17 protein-coding genes are annotated in these 20721 nt (G+C 65.1%); 5 read left to right on the top strand and 12 right to left on the bottom strand.

The window, feature by feature from the left end; genetic code table 11:
* Nucleotide 1 precedes the first annotated feature (1 nt).
* Nucleotides 2-2806, top strand: coding sequence for a malto-oligosyltrehalose synthase (treY, locus tag QX108_RS14440; RefSeq protein ID WP_315799480.1), 2805 nt, complete (start codon nt 2-4; stop codon nt 2804-2806).
* Here the strand turns inward: treY and QX108_RS14445 are convergent, their stop codons facing one another.
* Nucleotides 2807-3118 carry a polyhydroxyalkanoic acid system family protein gene (locus tag QX108_RS14445; RefSeq protein ID WP_172111217.1) on the bottom strand — a complete coding sequence of 104 codons (312 nt, stop codon included), beginning with the start codon at nt 3116-3118 and terminating at the stop codon, nt 2807-2809.
* Between the two features lie 171 nt (nt 3119-3289).
* On the opposite strand from QX108_RS14445, the gene QX108_RS14450 reads away from it, so the two are divergent.
* A complete protein-coding gene (locus tag QX108_RS14450) occupies nt 3290-3454 on the top strand; it encodes a DUF3309 family protein (RefSeq protein WP_006614022.1) in 165 nt (54 codons plus the stop codon).
* 67 nt (nt 3455-3521) lie between these two features.
* Here QX108_RS14450 and ligD read toward each other — a convergent pair whose 3' ends face one another.
* Nucleotides 3522-6266 (bottom strand): DNA ligase D, encoded by a 2745-nt coding sequence (gene ligD, locus QX108_RS14455; RefSeq protein WP_315799481.1) that lies wholly within the window; start codon nt 6264-6266, stop codon nt 3522-3524.
* A gap of 702 nt (nt 6267-6968) precedes the next feature.
* Between ligD and QX108_RS14460 the strand changes: the two genes are divergently transcribed.
* The gene (locus QX108_RS14460) at nt 6969-7586 is read left to right on the top strand and encodes a hypothetical protein (RefSeq protein ID WP_315799482.1); all 618 of its coding nucleotides are present in this window, start codon (nt 6969-6971) and stop codon (nt 7584-7586) included.
* Nucleotides 7587-7693: 107 nt separating this feature from the next.
* Nucleotides 7694-8572: a Ku protein gene (locus QX108_RS14465; protein ID WP_315799483.1), complete on the top strand. Its 879-nt coding sequence runs from the start codon at nt 7694-7696 to the stop codon at nt 8570-8572.
* Between the two features lie 254 nt (nt 8573-8826).
* Here QX108_RS14465 and QX108_RS14470 read toward each other — a convergent pair whose 3' ends face one another.
* The 8 genes from QX108_RS14470 to cyoA form a co-directional block, all read right to left on the bottom strand.
* The gene (locus tag QX108_RS14470; protein ID WP_315799484.1) at nt 8827-9129 is read right to left on the bottom strand and encodes a DUF6496 domain-containing protein; all 303 of its coding nucleotides are present in this window, start codon (nt 9127-9129) and stop codon (nt 8827-8829) included.
* A 216-nt stretch (nt 9130-9345) separates the two neighbouring features.
* Nucleotides 9346-9879 carry a response regulator transcription factor gene (locus QX108_RS14475; protein WP_315725451.1) on the bottom strand — a complete coding sequence of 178 codons (534 nt, stop codon included), beginning with the start codon at nt 9877-9879 and terminating at the stop codon, nt 9346-9348.
* Nucleotides 9869-11221, bottom strand: coding sequence for an ATP-binding protein (locus QX108_RS14480; RefSeq protein WP_315799485.1), 1353 nt, complete (start codon nt 11219-11221; stop codon nt 9869-9871). The genes QX108_RS14475 and QX108_RS14480 overlap by 11 nt, the downstream gene beginning before the upstream one ends.
* A 46-nt stretch (nt 11222-11267) precedes the next feature.
* Entirely contained in the window at nt 11268-12098 is an 831-nt protein-coding gene (locus QX108_RS14485) for an SURF1 family protein (RefSeq protein WP_315799486.1), read from the bottom strand.
* Entirely contained in the window at nt 12098-12457 is a 360-nt protein-coding gene (cyoD, locus tag QX108_RS14490) for a cytochrome o ubiquinol oxidase subunit IV (RefSeq protein ID WP_315799487.1), read from the bottom strand. The genes QX108_RS14485 and cyoD overlap by 1 nt, the downstream gene beginning before the upstream one ends.
* A complete protein-coding gene (gene cyoC / locus QX108_RS14495) occupies nt 12454-13083 on the bottom strand; it encodes a cytochrome o ubiquinol oxidase subunit III (protein ID WP_315725443.1) in 630 nt (209 codons plus the stop codon). Before cyoC ends, cyoD begins: the two co-directional genes overlap by 4 nt.
* Nucleotides 13080-15089: a cytochrome o ubiquinol oxidase subunit I gene (gene cyoB, locus QX108_RS14500; protein WP_315799488.1), complete on the bottom strand. Its 2010-nt coding sequence runs from the start codon at nt 15087-15089 to the stop codon at nt 13080-13082. The genes cyoC and cyoB overlap by 4 nt, the downstream gene beginning before the upstream one ends.
* Nucleotides 15090-15112: 23 nt before the next feature.
* Nucleotides 15113-16288 (bottom strand): ubiquinol oxidase subunit II, encoded by a 1176-nt coding sequence (gene cyoA, locus QX108_RS14505; RefSeq protein WP_315799489.1) that lies wholly within the window; start codon nt 16286-16288, stop codon nt 15113-15115.
* Between the two features lie 151 nt (nt 16289-16439).
* Here cyoA and QX108_RS14510 point away from each other — a divergent pair, with 151 nt between their 5' ends.
* Nucleotides 16440-17747 (top strand): MFS transporter, encoded by a 1308-nt coding sequence (locus QX108_RS14510; RefSeq protein ID WP_315799490.1) that lies wholly within the window; start codon nt 16440-16442, stop codon nt 17745-17747.
* 269 nt (nt 17748-18016) lie between these two features.
* Here the strand turns inward: QX108_RS14510 and QX108_RS14515 are convergent, their stop codons facing one another.
* On the bottom strand, nt 18017-19729 hold the full coding sequence (locus QX108_RS14515) for a thiamine pyrophosphate-binding protein (protein WP_315799491.1): 1713 nt from the start codon (nt 19727-19729) through the stop codon (nt 18017-18019).
* A gap of 25 nt (nt 19730-19754) precedes the next feature.
* Nucleotides 19755-20693 carry an AEC family transporter gene (locus QX108_RS14520; RefSeq protein WP_315799492.1) on the bottom strand — a complete coding sequence of 313 codons (939 nt, stop codon included), beginning with the start codon at nt 20691-20693 and terminating at the stop codon, nt 19755-19757.
* Between the last annotated feature and the right edge of the window lie 28 nt (nt 20694-20721).

Consider the following 20721-nt stretch of genomic DNA (forward strand, 5'->3'; position numbering starts at 1 on the left):
CATGCCTCCAGCCATCCCGCTCGCGACCTACCGCCTGCAGCTCACCGCCGACTTCAATTTCGAGGCAGCGGCGCGGGTCGTGCCTTATCTGAAGGCGCTCGGCATCAGCCATGTCTACGCCTCGCCGTTCATGACGGCGCGCAAGGGATCGACGCATGGCTACGACATCACGGATCATACCAAGCTCAATCCGGAGCTCGGCGGCGAGGATGGCTTCACCAAGCTCAGCGCCGCGCTGAAGGCTCACGACCTCGGGCTGATCCTCGATTTCGTGCCGAACCATGTCGGCGTGCACTTCGACGATAATCCGTGGTGGCTGGACGTCCTCGAATGGGGCCAGGCCTCACCGCATGCGGCCTCGTTCGACATCGACTGGGACCAACTGCCGTATCGCGCGCGCGGCGGCGTGCTGCTGCCGATCATCGGCACGTCCTACGGCCATGCGCTGGAGCACGGCGACATCGAGCTGCGCTACGATCCGGAGGAAGGCTCGTTCTCGTGCTGGTACTTCGAGCACCGGCTGCCGATCGCGCCCGAGCGCTATGGCGAAATGTTGCGCATCATCGTCAAGGAAGCCGGTGAAGAAAGCAGCGAGGCCGGCAAGGCGATCCTGGAGCTCGTCTCTCGCTACCCCGGCCTGCGCCATCCCAACCGCAAGGAAGCGCCCAGCTTCAAGGCAGCGCTCAAGGCCATTCCCGGCGCCGCGGACGTCATCGCGCGCGGTCTTCCGGCCTACAAAGCGGGCGAAGACCGCCCCGCGCAGACATTGGCCCTGCACCATCTGCTGGAGCGGCAGCACTACAAGCTCGGGCATTGGCGGCTGGCGTCCAGCGACATCAACTACCGCCGCTTCTTCGACGTCAACACGCTGGCCGGCCTGCGCGTCGAGGACGCCGGAACGTTCGAGGCGATCCACCGGCTGGTCAAGAAGCTGGTCGCGGATGGTCAGTTGCAGGGTCTGCGGCTCGACCATATCGACGGGCTGCGCGATCCCGCGCAATATTTCCAGCGCCTGCGGCGGCTGATCCGTGACGCCCGGGGGCCCGCGGCCGGGCCGTTCTACGTCGTCATCGAGAAGATTCTCTGCGAGCACGAGAAGCTGCCGAGCTTCTCCGGCGTGCATGGCACCACCGGCTACGAGTGGATGAACGTCATCACCCAACTCCTGATCGACGGCAAAGGTCTGGAGCCCTTGGACGAGATCTGGCGCCAGATCAGCAACAAGCCGCCGAAGCTCGCGCCTGTGATCAAGGAGGCCAAGCGTCGCGTGCTGGAGACGCTGCTGACCAGCGAGTTCACCGTGCTCACGCGCCTCCTGGCGCGGATTGCCAATGGTCACTATTCCACGCGCGACTATTCGGAAGACAGCCTGCGCCAGGCGCTTGAGCTGTACGTGCTGCACTTTCCGGTCTACCGGACCTATCTCACAACGGCCGGCCCGACCGAGGCCGACCGCCAGCTGATCGATCACGCCATCACGCAGGCGAGTGCCGAATGGTTCGCCTCCGACGGCTCGATCTTCGACTTCCTGCGCGATGCGCTGACGATGGATCTGATCAAGCGCGACCGCAGCACCACCCACAGCGTCCCGCGCGTGCGCCGCTTCGCCTTGAAGGTGCAGCAGTTCACCGGGCCGATGATGGCGAAGTCGCTCGAGGACACCGGCTTCTACCGCTTCCACCGGCTGCTCGCGCTCAACGAGGTCGGCGGCGATCCGTCGGCCCATGCACTGGCGATCGGCGACTTTCACACGCTCATGCGGCAGCGCGCCAGGCATTGGCCGCGCGGCATGACGGCGACCGCCACGCACGACACCAAGCGCGGCGAGGACGCCCGCATGCGGCTCGCGGCCCTCACCGAGCTGCCCAATGACTGGACCTCCGCGGTGGCGCGGTGGAAGACCCTGAACGCGCCGAACGTCGTCACCGCCGGCACCATGCGCGCGCCGTCCGCCACCTTCGAATACATGCTGTACCAGACCCTGGTCGGCATCTGGCCGCCCGCCGGCACCGATGAACGCCTCGTCGATCGGCTGCAGGCCTATGCGCTGAAGGCCGCGCGGGAGGGCAAGGAGGAGACCAGCTGGCTCAATCCGAACGAGGCTTATGAGAACGGTCTGAGCAGCTTCATCGACGGCAGTCTCGATCGTGGTCGTTCGTCCGAGTTCCTGCAGTCGCTGGAGACGTTCGCCAAGCGGATCGCCCTGCTCGGCGCGCTCAATTCGCTGACGCAGCTCACGCTCAAGGCGACGATGCCCGGCGTACCCGACTTCTACCAGGGCACCGAGTTCTGGGACCTCTCGATGGTCGATCCCGACAATCGCCGTCCGGTCGATTTTGCCGCGCGCGAGAGCGCATTGCGGGACAATGAAAGCCCGAACTGGACCAATCTGGTCGAGCATTGGTCTGACGGCCGCATCAAGCTCGCATGGACGCGGCATCTTCTGAAGCTGCGCAGCGAGCTCGCCGACGTGTTCACCGACGGCAGCTACGATCCGCTCGAGGTGAGGGGTCGGCACGCCGACCACATCGTCGCCTTCGCGCGCCGACGCGGGACCGAGGCTGCGATCGTAGTCGTCGGCCGCAATTTTGCGCCGTTCACCGACGGCGGCCGCGTCTGGCCGCACGCCGATGCATTCGACGCTACGGTGCAGGTTCCCGGCTACGCGGCCCCCCAAGTTCAAGACAGCGTGCTCTCTGTCTCCGCGCTCTTCACCCATCTGCCGGCCGCATTGATATCCGCCGGGGTGGACGGTGCGCCCGAACGTGGCGGCAGGCGAACGCCAGCCCTCGCGTCTCCGAGCTAATTAGCTCTTCTTCGTCAACAACAGCTGGCCGCGGCTGCGAATGGCGGACTGCGCTGCCTCGGCAAAGCGCTGCAACAGCCAGGGCAGCGTGACCTCGACACGCACATGGTCGTCGGCGACGTCGACGTGGCCCGACGCCGCCTGGCCGAGCGCTCGGACGCGAAAGATCATCTTGTCGCCGTCCCACCGCTCCTCGTCGACGCTCAGGACCGGCAGGCTGCTCGCGGCGCGGCTCAGGCCGGATTGCAGCCGCCGCACGGCTTCGTCCTTGCCGAGGCGATGCGGAATGGAAACGACAAGCGGTCTTGACATCGCGATCTCCTGACTAACAACCGCCCTCATGTAGTCATCGATCGATACGACCGCAAAGATACACTCCGTATTTTACCTGTTTCCCTCGCGGAACTTTCGAAGTTCCGACCAGTTTCCTCGACGAAGGCAGAGCCATTTGTCGCCCCGCTGCCGGGCCCTGGAGGAAAGTACATGTCCATCGGAACGATCATCCTCATCATTCTCATCATCGCGCTGCTCGGCGGCTTCTCCGGCATCGGCGGCGGCCCGTTCTACGGCACCGGCTATTACGGCGGCGGTGGTCTCGGCCTGATCATCGTCATCGTGCTGATCCTCGTCCTGCTCGGGCGGATCTGATTCACCTGCGATACTCTTCGGGCAGATGTGGCGAAGACCATGTCTGCCCGAACCAGCTGACAGCCTTTCACAGCTTGTCCGTCAGCTTCTCGATCGCCGGCTTGATCGCTCCGGCCGCGTCGTCATAACCATCCCACGCCTTGGTCTTGGCCAGCAGCGCCGGAACCGTGCGGATCGTATAGCGCTTGGGATCGAGTCCGTTCTTCACCTGCGCCCACGTGATCGGCATCGACACCATCGCGCCGTCACGCGCCCGCGGCGACAGCACCGCGACGGCGGTCGACATGCGATCATTGCGCAGATAGTCCAGGAAGATCTTTCCCTTGCGCAGCTTCTTCGACATGTTGAGCAGATAGTCGTCGGGACTGTCGTTCGCCATCCACTGGCACACGCCCTGGGCAAACGCCTTCGCCTCCGGCCACGTCACCTTGTCGCGCGCGCCATGGAGCAGCGGCGTGACCACATGCAGGCCCTTGCCGCCGGTGGTCTTGCAGAAGCTCTCCAGCCCGAGCGTCTTCAGGCGCTGCCGCATCTCCTTGGCCGCGGCGATGACCTCCTCGAAAGCGACGTTCGGCGCCGGATCGAGATCGAACACCAGCCGGCCCGGCACGTCGTAGGCATCGGGCGCGCAATTCCACGGATGCAGCTCGACGGCTGCGACTTGCGCCACTGCGATGAGCCCCTCAACACGATCAATCTGCAGATAGGGTTTGCGATCGCCGGAGACCTTCACCAGCTCGAGCAGGTCCGACATGCCCTGCATGCCGTGCCGCTGGAAAAACCGCTCGCCGCCGATGCCGTCGGGCGCGCGCACGATCGAGCATGGCCGGCCCTTCAGATGCTCGATCATCCAGTCACCGACGGCCTCCAGATAGTTGGCGAGGTCGAGCTTCGTCACCGGCTCGCCGTCGCCGGCGTCCGGCCACAGCGCCTTGTCGGGCTTGGAGATCGCAACGCCCATCACAGTGGCCGAGGTCTTCGACCGCGAGGGGGTCTTGTGCACCGTCGTGCCGCCGGTCGCGACCGTCGCCGCGGCACGCGCCACCGGCTTCGTTACCTTGGTAGCGACGACCGGCTCCTCGGCAACCACCTCGCGCGCCGGCTTGTCCTGGCGCAGTCCCTTGAACGAAGCCTGCCGGACATTGCCGTCGCCGGTGAAGCCGGCGAATTCGATCTCCGCCACGAGCTCCGGCTTGAGCCAATGCACCTCGCGCGCCTTGCGCGGGGCGTTCTTGCCGCTGAACGGACTCTTGTCGGCCGCCGCCGCCTTCAACGCCGGCATGATCTCCTTCACCGTGTCCTGGCCGAAACCGGTGCCGACGATGCCGACATAAGCGAGATGATCGTCCTTGTTGACGCCGACCATCAGCGAGCGGAACTTGCCGTTGGTGGTCTTCCAGCCGCCGATGACGACCTCGTGCCCCGGCCGCGTCTTGGCCTTGGTCCAGCTCTCGGTGCGGCCGGAATGATAGGCCGAATCCAGTTTCTTCGAGACGATGCCCTCCAGGTTCAGCTTGCGCGCCGATTCCAGCACGGCCTCGCCGTCGCTCTCGAAATGCTCGACATAGCGGATAACAGACGTCTTGCCCTTGCTGTTCGCCTTCAGCAGCTTCGCAAGGCGGGCCTTTCGCTCGCGCAGCGGCTGGCGGCGCAGGTCGAACTCGTCGATGAACAGCAGGTCGAAGGCAAAAAAGACCAGCTCATCGGTCTGGCCGGACGAGATCGCCGCCTGCAGCGCCGAGAAGTTCGGGTTACCGTCCTTGTCGAGCGCAACGATCTCGCCGTCGATGATCGCATCCGGCAGCTTGGCCGCGGCTTCCGCAATCGCGCCGAACTTGGCGGTCCAGTCGAGGCCCTTGCGCGTCTTCAACGTCGCCTTGCCGTCCTCGACCCGGATCTGCACGCGGTAGCCGTCGAACTTGATCTCGTGCGCCCAGCCCTCGCCGCTCGGCGGCGCCGCGACCGAGGTGCAGAGCTCGGGCGGCACGAAGTCGGGCAGCGACGCAACGGTTTTGGGCTCAATGGTCTTCGTCGTACGCCGGGCCTTCGCACCACTGGCCTTCGTGGCCTTCGCTTTTGCGGCGTTGGCTTTCGCATCCCTGGCCTTCGGCGAGGGCGCCTTGGTCGATCCCCTGTTGATCTGCGTCTCGCTGTCGCCGTGGTCGGAGTGCCACACCGCATCGGCATTCATACGCTGGCTCTTGGCCAGCATGAACGGCTTCGGCGCCTTGCCCTTGCCGGCCGCGATCTGCTCCATGGTGCGGCCAGACGCGACCGACTTGTCTGCACTCAGGATGTCGTTCGCCTCACCTTCCCTGGCGAATTCATCGCGATGCTTGATCAGCAGCCAGTTGGTGCGCTTGCCGCCGGTGCGGTCGTGGCGCATCCGCACCAGAACCCAGCTGCCATGCAGCTTCTCTCCCGCCAGCGTGAACTTCAGGTCGCCCTTCTTGAAGCCGCGCTCTGGATCTGCGCTCTCCCAAGTGCCGCGGTCCCACAGCATCACGGTGCCGCCGCCATATTCGCCTTCGGGAATGGTGCCTTCGAAATCGCCGTAATCGAGCGGATGGTCCTCGACCTCGACCGCGAGCCGCTTGTCGTGCGGATCGAGCGACGGCCCCTTGGTCACCGCCCACGACTTGAAGACGCCGCCGAATTCGAGCCGGAGATCATAGTGCAGCCGGGTGGCGTCATGCTTCTGAATGACGAAGCGCGGCCGCTCGGCACGGGCGACCTTGGCATCGCCGGACGGCTCTGCCGTTTTCTCGAAGTCGCGTTTCTTGCGATAGGTGGAAAGCTTCTTGAGCGCCACGGTGATCCCTCGCGTTGAGCGGTAACGTAGCAAAGCCGGCGGGGTCGTGGAACCGGCCGATCTGCATGATAACACGGGGCAAAGTTCCGCGTTCCCGGCGCTCGACGAGCCCGGGTGTTGCTGCATTCGACCCCTCCGCAGAAGCGAGAGGGTGCAGGGAAGGCCGGGTGCTGACCGCGGCCCATGGCCCGCCTGCAACACAAAAGCAGGCGGCAGTCACCACAGGTACGGCCATCAACCGGCCTTCCCTGCGCGATGGTGTTAACGCTTACTTCGCGATCTCCCCGGTGTCCGGCTTGTTAGCCACCGTCGTCCGCGCGCCTCGTCAGCAGCACGGACTTGACGCCAGCATCGGGGCGCCAGGACCACGCGACTTCACGTCCGAGAGACAACGCTCGTCCGCGCATCAAGCGCACGCTGCCGTCTCGTCCATCGCCTCCCGCACTCCACGTATCGTGACGACGCGTACGCCCTCTGCATGAGGCGGGATGCACGGAAAGATCGATCTGATTTGCCCGACGACGCAAGGGATAATGACTGCGACATAGTAACCCGACGGGCAAATAGAGCCCGGTTCGCACCACATCATGGATCGACGACCACGCGTCTCCCCGCTCGCGCCTCATGTTGCCAAGCCTATCCTTGCATAGATAAAGTCAATCGTTAGGTGAGCGCGAGGCTGGATCGATCGTGGGTACAAACATGTCTTGGGCGTTCGTGGAAGGAGTCAGCCTCCACGAGCTCTACACAATTCTCGACGTTCAGCCCACTCACGACATTCCAGACCATACGGACTTGGGAACGAGCAGCGTTCCTCTGACGGGTGCCAAGCTCGAACCAAGCTGGTGTGGCATTTTTGGCAACTACGCTCTCGTCATGGACCTGCTCTTGGGTACGACGCCGCCTCGGCTCGCCCGCCTGCCGGCGCAGTCCCGCTGCGTCGCGTGCGTCGTGCTCGAACATGCCATGGTGTCCTATGCCGGATATTGGAAGGGCGGAGAGCCTGTGTGGGAGGTTCGGCACGATGCCGGCGACCATCTTGAGACGACGGGGTCGCTTCCGGGAGAGTTCGCAAAGCTGCGCGACCAAGCGATCGCAAAGCAGCGCCCCAGCCAAACCACACGCTGGAAGGTAGACTACCTGTTCAACGTCCCGACGGACACCGCCGCGACTCTGCCATTGTACCCCCGCGATTGGATGATGCGGGCAGACCTTTTCAGCGAGCTTCGGGCTCTCAAGCCTATCAATGGCAATGAACTCGCCCGCTTGAGCACGCCGCCAAGATGGTGGCAGCTGACGAGATCGATGCAGTATCGTTGATCGGCTCGGCAGAGCCCACAGGTGAGCCGCGAGGTCGTCCATCGATCCCCGCGGAACCTAAACAGGTCCAATCTGGTTGGGCTCAGAATGCTTTCACGGAGATCACGATGGCCCCCCGCGCCTATTGGAAAGGCTCGCTCAAACTCTCGCTCGTCAGCTGCCCTGTCGTGCTCTATCCGGCATCCACTTCGGTGGAGAAGACGCGCTTCCACCAGATCAACCGCGAGACCGGCAATCGGCTCAAGCAGCAGATGATCGATGCCGAGACCGGCGACATCGTCGAGAGCGAGCAGAAGGGCCGCGGCTACGAGCTGTCCAAGGGGCAGTATGTCGAGATCGAGCCGGAGGAGCTGGAGGCGGTCCAGATCGAGAGCAACCACACCATCGACATCGACAGCTTCGTGCCGCGCGAGGAGATCGACCAGCGCTATCTGAATCACCCCTACTATATCGCTCCTGACGGAAAGGCCGCGCTGGATGCCTTCGCGGTGATCCGCGACGCCATGAAGGACCAGGATCGCGTCGCGCTGGCACGCATCGTGCTGACGCATCGCGAGCACGTCATCGCGATCGAGCCGATGGGCAAGGGCATGCTCGGCACCACGCTGCGCTTCCCTTACGAGCTGCGCGACGAAGCTGAGTTCTTCGACGACATCAAGTCGCCGAAGATCACAAAGGACATGGTCGAGCTCGCCGGCCACATCCTGCAGACCAAGGCCGCGCATTTCGATCCCTCAGAGTTCAAGGATCAATACGAGACGGCGCTGAAGGCGCTGGTCAAGCGCAAGGCCTCGGGCAAGCCGATCAAGCTGCCGGAGCCGGAGGAGAAGTCCGGCAATGTGGTCAGCCTGATGGACGCACTGAAGCAGAGCCTGGGCAAGGGCGGCAAGAAGGCGTCGCGTTCACCATCGCGGCGGGCGCCGTCGCATCGCCGTCCGGCAAAGAAGGCGCATCGCTCGGCGGCGCGGCAACGCAAGGCCGGATGACGTCGTAACCCGGATGTCGCTGCGCTCATCCGGCTACAGACTGCTCGTCTAGCTCAAGCCCCGACGCCGACCGCCGTCATCCCGGCGAAACGCCGGGATCCATACTCCGCGGCAGGTATGGTGAGACGAGACTGGTCGGACATCCCGCCCCATCACATCTCCCTGGGGTTCTGGGTCCCGGCGTTCGCCAGGACGACTGCGGAGGATCGGGCGACGACTGCGCGTCACGGCGCGCGTTGCGCTGATCAGCGCTATCAGTTCTTCTTCGACGACTTCTTCTTTGTCGTTTTCTTGGTGGTCTTCTTCGTGCTCGTCTTGCTCGCACTCTTCGAGGATTTCTTGGCAGATTTCTTCGCCGAGGACTTCGCGCTCTTCCTGGCCGGCACCTTCTTGCCTTCGCGGCGCGCTTCCGACAGGCCGATCGCGATCGCCTGCTTGCGGCTCTTGACCTTGCGGCCCGGGCCACCGCTCTTCAACGTTCCGGCCTTGCGCTTCTTCATCGCGCGCTCGACGTCCTTGGACGCGCCCTTCGCGTATTTGCGTGCTGTTCGTGCCATTGAAGATGATCTCCCTGTGACACCACAGCAATCACGACACGGCGCGAAGGTTCCGTTTCCGGGGAACAGGGGATCCGAGGATGAGCTTCGCGATCTGTCACCATGGGCTGCGTGGGGACTGGGTTGATCTTCGCCAGCTCCCCTTTCCGCAGAGGTCGCGCTGCCTGCTTGCGGGCAAAAGTCGGATTGCATCGAAGCTGCGATCCGAATTGAGGCCTACTTCACCGGCCGCTTCTCCAGCTTGCGGGCCAGGGTCCTGCGATGCATGCCGAGGCGTCGTGCGGCTTCGGAGATGTTGAAGTCGGTATCGATCAGGGTCTGATGGATGCGCTCCCACTCGAGCGTCTTGATCGACGTGGCGCGCTCCGCGAGCGCGACCTGGGCGTTGCCCTGGGCCTTGCGGAAGGCTTCCTCGATGTCGTCGGTGTTCGATGGCTTGGCGAGATAGTGGCAGGCGCCGAGCTTGATGGCCTCGACGGCCGTGGCGATGCTGGCGAAGCCCGTGAGCACCACGATCAGCATCTCCGGATCATGCGCATGCAGCTTCTCGACACAGACGAGGCCGGAGGCGCCGCCGAGCTTGAGGTCGACGACGGCATAAGTGAACGTCTTTTCCTTCAGGATGTCGTCGACCTGCTCGAGCGAGGCCGCGATCACCGCCTCATAGCCGCGGCGCTCGAAGGAGCGTTTCAGGGTGCGTGCAAAGCCGTCGTCGTCCTCGACGATGAGGAGAGAGCGTTCAATCTCCACTGGGCTCTCCAATCGCAAGCATCGACAGCGGCAGCGACAGCCGCACGGTTGCCCCGCGTCCCCGGTGGTTCCAGGCAGAAACGCTACCGCCCAGCTTGCGGATCACGTTGACCACCAGGAACAGCCCGAGGCCGCGGCCTGGGCGGCCCTTGCTCGACTGGTAGGGACGCCCGATTTGTCCGAGCATAGCCGGATCGAATCCGGGTCCGCGATCGCTGACGCTGAGCAGCAGCTGATCGCCATCGCGCTCGACGACGAGTTCCACCCATTCGCGCGACACTTCGAATGCGTTGTCGAGCACGTTGACGATGGCCTGCTTCAGCGCGACGTCGGAGACGATGGCGGGGTCCGCGCCGAACTCGTTGCGGACCATCAGGTTGCGCGCCGAACGCGCCGCGCTCCATTCCGCCACCAGCGTGGTCAGGAACGCCTTCAACGTCGTCGGCGCCGAGCCTTCGCCGCGCGCCTGCCCGGCCGACACCAGGATGTCGGTGACGATCGATTTGCAGCGCTGCACCGCGGCTTCCATTTCGGTGAAGTCCTCCGCCAATGCCGGATCGGCCGAGATCGCGGTCATGCGCCGCCAGTCGTTCAGGATCACCGAGATCGAGGCGAGCGGCGTGCCCAGCTCATGCGCGGCGCCCGAGGCCAGGAGGCCCATGCGAATGATGTGATCCTGCTCGGCGGCATGCTGGCGCAGATCGGCGAGCTTGGCGTCGCGCTCGCGCAGATTCCGGTTGATGCGGGTGACGAAGACGACGAGCAGCACGGCGTCGAGCACGAAGCCGACGAACATGCCGGTGATGTGCAGTGTGAAGGCGTCGCTGACGTGATGCTGCGGGAGATCGAGCGGGCGGTACTCGATGGTGAGCCAGACGAAGCTGAGCACGGTGAGCGCCACCAGCGACCAGGACGAGCGCGCATCGAGCAGCACGGCGCCCAGCGTCACCTGGAGCAGATAGAGACAGGTGAATGGATTGGACGCGCCGCCGGTGAGATAGAGCTCGGACGTCAGCGCCACGACGTCGAGCATCAAGGCGATCAGCAGATGGCGATTGGCGACATCGTCGCGCGTCCGCAGCCAGATGTGGCTGGCGACGTTCAGCACCACGAGCGCGCAGATGATCGCCGCCATGGGCAGCAGTGGCAGGGCGATGCCGAACCAGTACGTGACGAAGGCGATGGTGACGATCTGGCCGACCACGGCGATCCAGCGCAGCTGGATCAGCAGGACCATGTTCTTGCGGTTGGTCGCGTCCTTGGTCGGCAGCGGAGCGTGGATTTCGGGCATCCCGATCGCGGCGACAGCTCCGATCGGCAGATTCGGCGCCTCGTTCCTCATGGCGCGGCGTCCGCGATTGGCGCAAGCGTCGACGGGACCGGTCCGCTCACAATGGCGATGCCTCGTGTCCACGCATGCCCTGCTGCCGATGATCCCATTCCGCATCCTGCGCTGCCGCCGCGCCGGCTTCCCCGCGCGCGCGGCGGAGCCGCTGCACGCCGGCGCCGGCCAGCATCAGGGCCAATGTAAACCACGTCAGCGCATAAACCAGATGGCTGTTCGGAAACGCGATCACGGTCAGGCCACCGATCGGGAAGCCACCGGGATTGGGCGTCGCGTCGGCATCGACGAAATAGGGAGCGACGTCCTGCAGGCCGCGCGCGGCCGCGATCGCCGCGACGTCACGTGAATACCAGCGATTGGCCCGGGGATCATTGTCGCGCAGGAAGCCGCCGCCGGGCTCCGAGATCCGCAGCAATCCGGTCACGCTGACCGCACCATCCGGGTTCCCGGCGCCGCGGCTGGCGCGATCGCGTCGATCCGACGGCACGAAACCGCGGTTCACCAGCACGAGCCCGTCGGCCGTCTGCAGCGGCGTCACCACCCAGTAGCCGGGCCCCTCGACCGTGATCGCCTGGACCAGCGTCTCCTGGTCGTTGAGGAAGCGGCCGCTGAGCGTCACCCGCTTGTATTCGTCGTCGCTGCGATTGATCGCTGGCCACTGTGCGGGAGAAGGCGCCGGCACCGGCACGGCATGCACGCGGCGCTCGACCCGGTCGATCAGATCGAGCTTCCAGACGCGGCGCTCGACCTGCCAGACACTCAGCGCCAGCAGGATCGCGACGCAGGCGACCCACGCCGCGCCGATCGCCAGCGTCGCCGGCCGCCACGCGCCCGGCGTCTCTCGTCCCCCTGCCCGATTGGCAGGACTCGACATCACGGCGTCTGGCCCATCTCGTGCACCGGCATCATGTTGGTGGTCAGATGATGCATAACCCAGAGCGAGCCCGACAGCGCGATCACCACCATGATGATGGTGAAGATCAGCGCCATCATCGTCCAGCCGCCCTCGGCCTTGGTGTTCATGTGCAGGAAGAAGATCATGTGGACCACGACCTGTACGGCCGCGAACGCCATGATGATCAGCGCCGTCACCTGCTTGTCGAACGAGCCGGTCATGACCAGCAGGAACGGGATCGCCGTCAGGACGACGGACAGGCCGAAACCGATCAGCTGGCCGGAGCGCGTGCCGGCATGGTCGTCGGCCGAACCGTGAGCGTGGGCATCAGAGCTCATCGAAGCATTCCCATCAGATAGACGAAGGTGAAGACACCGATCCAGATCACGTCGAGGAAGTGCCAGAACATGCTGAGGCAGACCAGCCGGCGCCGGTTGGCCTCGATTAGGCCGAAGCGCTTGACCTGCACCATCAGGGTGAGCAGCCAGACCAGACCGAACGTGACGTGCAGACCGTGCGTTCCAACCAGGGTGAAGAACGACGACAGGAAGGCGCTGCGCTGCGGCGTCGCGCCCTCATGGATCATGTGCGCGAACTCGGTCAGCTCGATGCCGAGGAAGGCGAGGCCGAACAGACCGGTGATCACCAGCCAGCCCTGCATCGCGCCGACGCGGTTCTGCTGCATCGACAGCATCGCGAAGCCGTAGGTCAGCGACGACAGCAGCAGGAACGAGGTGTTGATTGCGACCAGCGACAGGTCGAACAGGTCCTTCGGCGCCGGGCCGGCGGCATATTTGGCGCCGAGCACGCCATAGACGGCGAACAGGATCGCGAAGATGAGGCAGTCGCTCATCAGATAGATCCAGAAGCCGAGCTGCGTGCTGCTGCCTTCCGGGTGGTCGTGCTCGTCGACGACGTAGAAGACCGGCTCGCCGGCCTTCATGGTGCCTGTTGCGATCGTCATGACTTGGCTCCTGCCGCGAGCAGCTCGGTGCGGGCACGTTCGACGCTCACGACCTCTTCGGCCGGAATGTGGAAGCTGCGGTGATAGTTGAAGGTGTGGCCGATCGCGACCGCCAGCAGCGCGACGAAGCTGCCGGCCGCCATCCACCACATGTACCAGATCAGGCCGAACGCCATGGTGGTGCTGAGGCCCGCCAGAATCACGCCGGTGCCGGTGTTGCTCGGCATATGGATCGCCTTGAAGCCTGTGAGCGGACGGACGTAGCCGCGGCGCTTCATGTCCCACCACGCGTCATTGTCGTGGATGACGGGCGTGAAGGCGAAATTGTAGGCCGGCGGCGGCGACGACGTCGCCCACTCCAGGGTGCGCGCATCCCACGGATCGCCGGTGGTGTCGACGAGCTGCTCGCGGCGCAGGACGCTGACGGCAATCTGGATCAGGAAGCTGGCGATGCCCAACAGGATCATGAACGCGCCGATGCCGGCGATCACGAACCAGATCTGCAGGCTCGGATCATCGAAGGTGCGCAGGCGGCGCGTCACGCCCATCAGGCCGAGCACGTAGAGCGGCATGAAGGCGAAGTAGAAGCCCACGGTCCAGAACCAGAACGACATCTTGCCCCAGAACGGATCGAGCTTGAAGCCGAACGCCTTCGGGAACCAGTAGGCGATGCCGGCGAACAGGCCGAACAGCACGCCGCCGATGATCACGTTGTGGAAATGCGCGACCAGGAACAGGCTGTTGTGCAGCACGAAGTCGGCCGGCGGCACCGCGAGCAGCACGCCGGTCATGCCGCCGATCACGAAGGTCAGCATGAAGGCCACCGTCCACATCATCGGCAATTCGAAGCGGATGCGGCCACGATACATCGTGAACAGCCAGTTGAACATCTTCGCGCCCGTCGGGATCGAGATGATCATCGTGGTGATGCCGAAGAACGAGTTCACGCTGGCGCCGGAGCCCATGGTGAAGAAGTGGTGCAGCCAGACCAAATAGGACAGGATGGTGATGACGACGGTGGCGTAGACCATCGAGGTGTAGCCGAACAGCCGCTTGCCCGAGAAGGTCGAGGTGACCTCGGAGAAGATGCCGAACGCCGGCAGGATCAGGATGTAGACCTCCGGATGGCCCCAGATCCAGATGAGGTTGACATACATCATCGGATCGCCGCCGAAATCGTTGGTGAAGAAGTTGGTGCCGACGTAGCGGTCGAGCGACAGCAGCGCCAGCACCGCCGTCAGCACCGGGAAGGAGGCGACGATCAGCACGTTGGTGCACAGCGAGGTCCAGGTGAAGACCGGCATCTTCATCATGGTCATGCCGGGCGCCCGCATCTTGACGACGGTGCAGATCAGGTTGACGCCGGATAACAGCGTGCCGACGCCGGCGACCTGCAGCGCCCAGATGTAATAGTCGACGCCGACATCCGGACTGTAGGACAGGTTCGACAGCGGCGGATAGGCGAGCCAACCGGTGCGCGCGAACTCGCCGACGAACAGCGAGCACATCACCAGCACGGCGCCGGCCGTCGTCATCCAGAAGCTGAAATTATTGAGGAACGGGAACGACACGTCGCGGGCGCCGATCTGCAGCGGCACGACATAGTTCATCAGGCCGGTGACCAGCGGCATTGCCACGAAGAAGATCATGATCACGCCATGCGCCGTGAACACCTGATCATAGTGGTGCGAGTTGAGGTAGCCCTCGGAGCCGTTGAAGGCGATCGCCTGCTGCAGCCGCATCATCAGCGCGTCCGCGAAGCCGCGCAGCAGCATCACGATGCCGAGCACCATGTACATGATGCCGATGCGCTTGTGGTCGACGGTGGTGAACCACTCCTTCCAGAGATAGCCCCAGAGCCGGAAATAGGTCAGTGCGCCGAGCAGCGCGACGCCTCCGAGCGCAACCATCGCGAAGGTGCCGATGATGATCGGCTCGTGCAGCGGCAGCGACTCCAGGGTCAGCCGGCCGAAGATGAGCTTGGTGATATCTGCTGTATCAAACATGATGGACGCTCACGAATCCGACTTCACGAATTGCTCTTGGGGGCCGGCACCAGGATGAACGACGCCTTCGACGGCCGCATCAGGCCGGGCCGTTCGAGCCCGCGTCCCTGCAGCGGCGTCCAGTCGAGCGGCGCCAGCACGGTCGGCGAGGAGTCCTCGGCCATGCGCGTGACCTGATCGCCCGGCAGGCAGACGCCGCCGGCGACGAAGCTCGGCTCGGCACCGAACACGGCGCCGCGGCCGGCGAACTTGTCATAGGCGAGCGGCAGCGTGTTGCGCACGCCGGCCATGCCCATGCCGCCTCGGGCGTCGATCGCCATCATCTCGCTCATGCACATCTTGCCGGTCTCGACGCACATGTTGAGGATGGCGCGGAACAGGTCGTTGTCGACGGACGCGTAGTAGCGCACTGGCTCGTTGGCGCTCGGACGCTCCAGGGTCAGGTATTCAGGCTTGCCCAGCGCATTGCCGCTCGCCTTGGCCTTCTCGATCCAGCTCGAAAACTCCGCATCCGACAGACCATGGAAGGCGAAGCGCATGCCAGAGAAGCCGGCGCCGCTGTAGTTCGCCGAGAAGCCGCGATAGACGCCGGGCTTGTTGATGACGGCGTGCAGCCGGCTCTGCATGCCCGGCATCGCATAGATCTGGCCGGCGAGTGCCGGAATATAGAACGAGTTCATCACCGAGGACGAGGTGATGCGGAAATCGAGCGGCCGGTTCACGGGAGCGGCGAGCTCGTTGAGGCTGGCGATGCCGTATTCCGGATAGATGAACAGCCACTTCCAATCGAGCGCGACGACGTTGACCTCGAGCGGCTTGTCCTGCAGCGTCACCGCGCGATCGGCGGAGATGCGGCCCAGCGTACGGTAGGGATCGAGCAGATGCGTGCCCATCCAGGTCACGGCGCCCAGGCAGATGATGATCAGCAGCGGCGCGGCCCAGATCAGCAGCTCGAGCTGGGTCGAGTGGTCCCAGTCCGGCGTGTAGGTCGCGGACTGGTTGGACTGGCGGTAGCGCCAGGCGATCATGGCGGTGGCCACCATCACCGGCACCACGATCAGCAGCATCAGAACGGTGGCGATGATCACGAGATCGCGCTGCTGGGCGGCGACATCACCGGAGGGCGCGAGCACCACCAGATTGCAGCCGCCGAGCGCAAGCCCCAGCGGTAGCAGAGCCAATGTCTTCCAGTAATGCACGATTAACCTCGTCGAAGCGCGGATCTCTGAACGAGGCCTCACGTAGCGACCGCGCGTCACGCCCAACATTGGACAATTTGTCCAATACCGGACCGCCGCCCGGCCAGACATCTACGGGCTCAGATAGAGTGCGAGAGGACTGCGAGCAGCGATGACACAGGCAGCGGCCATGGACGGCGAGACCGATCTCTCCCGCAGGCATGAGGCGAATCCGGGCGAGATCGCGATCGGGGTCATCATCGGCCGCACGTCGGAGTTCTTCGACTTCTTCGTCTACGCCATCGCCTCGGTGATCGTGTTTCCGCGGCTCGTCTTCCCGTTCGCCGACGAGCTGACGCAGACGCTGTATTCCTTCGCGCTGTTCGCGCTGGCCTTCATCGCCCGCCCGTTCGGCAGCGTGATGTTCATGGCGATCGACCGCCGCTACGGCAAGAGTGCCAAGCTGATCATCGCGCTGTTCCTGCTGGGCACCTCGACCGTCGCGATCGCCTTCCTGCCGAGCTACTACACCGTCGGCGCCGGTGCGATCTGGCTGCTGGCGCTGGCGCGAATCGGCCAGGGCCTCGCCTGGGGCGGCGCCTGGGACGGGCTCGCCTCGCTGCTCGCGATGAACGCGCCGGAGCATCAGCGCGGCTGGTATGCGATGATTCCGCAGCTCGGCGCGCCGCTCGGCCTGATCGTCGCCAGCACGCTGTTCGCCTTTTTCGTCGGCCATCTCTCGGCGGCGGACTTCTTCGACTGGGGCTGGCGCTATCCGTTCTTCGTGGCGTTTGCCATCAACGTCGTGGCGCTGTTCGCGCGGCTGCGCATGGTGGTGACGCCCGAATATGACGAGCTGTTCCACTCCCGTGAACTGCAGCCGGCCAGCGTCGCCAACACCATCCGCCATGAAGGCCGCAACATCGTGATCGGCGCGTTCGCGCCGCTGGCGAGCTTTGCCCTCTTCCACATGGTGACGGTGTTTCCGCTGTCCTGGGTGTTCCTGTTCACCAAGGAGACGCCGGCGCGCTTCCTGATCATCGAGGCCGTCGGCGCGGTGTTCGGCGTGGTCGCGATCATCGCCTCCGGCATGCTCGCGGACCGCATCGGCCGCAAGTCGCTCTTGATCGGCTCGGCGATCGCGATCGCCGTCTTCTCCGGCTTCGCGCCGCAGTTGCTCGACGCCGGCCCGGTCGGCGAGACCGTCTACATGGTGCTCGGCTTCATCCTGCTCGGCCTGTCGTTCGGCCAGTCCTCCGGCGCGATCGCCGCCAACTTCGCCCGCACCTATCGCTATACGGCGTCAGCACTGACCGCGGACCTCGCGTGGCTGTTCGGCGCGGGCTTCGCGCCGCTGGCGGCGCTGTTGCTGGCGTCGTATTTCGGCCTGCTGTCGGCCGGCGGCTATCTGCTGTCGGGCGCGGTGTGCACGCTGCTGGCGTTGTGGCTGAGTGCGCCGAGGCAGTTGGAGCAGAAATAGGCGAGGCGACTCATGTAGCTGAAGCGGGTGTTCTTGGTTCGAGATGCGCTGTCGACCATGGCGTTCTAATCGAGACGATCAAAAGCTTGTTTCCAAGTTGCGCGGTCGCCCGCTTGGAACGGCCTCTCCCCTCATCCTGAGGAGCCCGCCGGAGGCGGGCGTCTCGAAGGGCGAGGCCACAGCTCGGGCCTCATGGTTCGAGACGCGCCTTCGGCGCTCCTCACCATGAGGGGTGAGATCCGAAGTCGGCGTTGCACATCAAGTGCAGATCAACTCCCCCGCCACTTCCGCTCCGCCTCGTCCCACGCCGCCAGCGGCTGCAGATCTGGCACCCACGCCAGTCCCGTCTTGGCATCCGACGACACCGCCTCCGGCGTCACGACCATGTCGAGCAGCGCCGGGCGATTGGCCAGTGCGCGCTTAATGGCAGGCCCCAACTGCTCCTCCGTCTCGACCCGCTCGGCATGCATGCCGAACGCGCGCGCCATGGCGGCGTGATCGGCAAATTGCAGCCTGGTGCCGACAACCTTGCCATGCGTCACCGTCTGGTCATGCACCTCGATCTGCCAGGCGCCGTTGTTGGCGACGACGATCAGCACCGGCGCCTTGTGGCGCACCGCGGTGTCGACCTCGATCGCGTTGAAGCCGAACGCGCCGTCGCCGGTCGCGACGACCACCGGTCTGTCGGGATAAGCGAGACTCGCGGCGATACCGTAGGGCACGCCGATGCCGATGCAGCCGAACGGGCCGGGATCGAGCATCAGCGGTGCGCTCAAGCCCACACGGGCGAAGGAGAGGAAATCACCGCCGTCGGTGATGACCACGGCGTCGTGGCCGATCGCCTCCTGCACCGCTGACAAGACCCGGTTCGGATGCAAGCGTCCGTCCGAGCCGGGCGCCGCCATCGCCATGCTCTGCTTCAGCTTGGCGGCCCGTTCCTGATGCGCAGCGCGCAACTTAGCGGCCCATTGCCGATCGACGGCCGACTCGCGATTGCCCGCGAGCGCCACGATCGCGCGCAGCGTTTCGGCCGGTGACGCCAGGATCTCGGCGGCGCCGCGGCGGTTGTCACGCAGCTCGCTGGCGGTGTCGCTGATGCGCACGAACCTGGCGTCCTTGAACACGGCGGGCGAGCCATAGGCGAGCTGGAAGTCGAGCTTTCGCCCAACCGTCAGCACCACATCGGCATCGCCCATGACGGCGCCGCGCATCGCGCCGACCACCGCAGGGTGATCGTCGGGCACGAGGCCCCTGCTCTCTCCAGTGTCGAGGTAGACCGCGCCGAGCCGGTCGAGCAACCCGATCAGTTCGGGCCCGGCGCCGCGCGCGCCGCGGCCGGAAATCACGAGCGCGCGGCGCGCCGACCACAACAGCTCGACGGCCTTCTCGACCTCAGCCGGATCGGGCCGCGCTGCCGCGCGCGGCTTCGGCGCAAGATGCTCTTCGAGCTGCAACGCCTTGGGCACGATGCCGCGCAAGGTGTCGACCGGGAAATCGATGAACACCGGCCCCGGCTCGCCGCCGTCGCCGAAAGCGCGTGCAATCGCCTCGTCGAGCTCCTGCAGCACCAGCGACGGCTCGCGCACGGTGCGGGCATAGCGCGTGATCGAGCGCACCAGCTGGGTGTGATCCATGTCCTGCAGGCCGCCGCGGTTCTCCTGCGGTCGCGGATTGCCGCCGGACATCACCAGCACCGGGGCGCGCGAGACGTGGGCGTTGGCGATGCCGGTGATCGCGTTGGTCATGCCGGGTCCCGCCGTGACCAGGGCGACGCCGAGCTCGCCGGTCAGCTCCGCATGTGCCTGCGCCATGTGGACGGCGGCGCGCTCGTCGCGCACGTCGATGATCTCGATCCCCTCCGCATCGAGCCGCATCCAGATCGGCATGATGTGGCCGCCGCACAGCGCGAACACGCGGTTGACGCCGCGGCGCTTGAGGAGGCGGGCGATCAGGTCGGCGGCACTGTCGGGGGAGACTTTCATCGGACCACTCCGGATGAGGATGCGATCAGCCCGGGGCGAGCCAGGCTACGAGCAGCGAGACCGTGAGAACGGCAAAGATGTGCGAGACCAGGATGGAGCCCGAGGTGACGCCGGCTTCGAGGCCGTAGAGCTTGGCAATCGTGAACGGCCCGGAGCCGATCGGCAGCGCGCTGAGGATGACGGCCGAATGCGACCACAGCGTCGGCATCGCAAAGACGTGGAAGGCGAGCAGCGCGGTGACCGCGGGCTGCATCACGAGCTTCAGCGACACGAGAACGGCGATCGAGGTCGCATCGTGCGTGACCACCCGCTCCTGCGCCAGGAACAGACCGATGCAGACCAACGCCGCCGGAGAGGCCGCGCCACCAAGCAACGTCGTGAAGCTCATGAAGGGCGCCGGCAGCGCGAAGCCGCTGAGCCCCACGGTGAGCCCAGCGACAGGTGCGATGAACAGCGGGCTGGTCAAGAGCGAGCGCGCGACCTTGGCGATGGTGGCGCCGAGCGTCGCGCCCTTCTGCAGATCCATCTCGACGACGACGATCGCGAACAGGAACAGCACACAGGCGGTGAAGAGCGTCGCGATGATCGAGGCCGGCGCGCTGTCGGGGCCGAACACCAAGAGGCACATCGGAATGCCCATGAAGCCGACATTGCTGTAGCCCGCGTCCAACCCCTCGATGCTGGCATTCGCGACGCGGCGGCCGCGCAGCCGGCTGATGACGAAGCCGGTCGCGAACGTCGCGGCGATGCCGCCGCAGAACGCGCCGATGAAGCCGAACTGGCTGACCTGCTCGACGCCGATCCTGGACATCGCCGTGAAGATCAGCGCCGGCAGCGCCAGATAGACGGCGAAGCGGTTGAGATTGTCGGTCGCGATGCGATCGAACACACCGAAGCGTCCGCACAGGAAGCCGGTGAGGATCAGCGCGAAAATGGGAAGAGCGGAATTGAGAACGGCCTGCATCGCAGCTACATATCAGACGCCCGGTACA

Source organism: Bradyrhizobium sp. SZCCHNR1002 (genome assembly GCF_032381435.1).
In the GTDB taxonomy this organism is placed as follows: domain Bacteria; phylum Pseudomonadota; class Alphaproteobacteria; order Rhizobiales; family Xanthobacteraceae; genus Bradyrhizobium; species Bradyrhizobium aeschynomenes.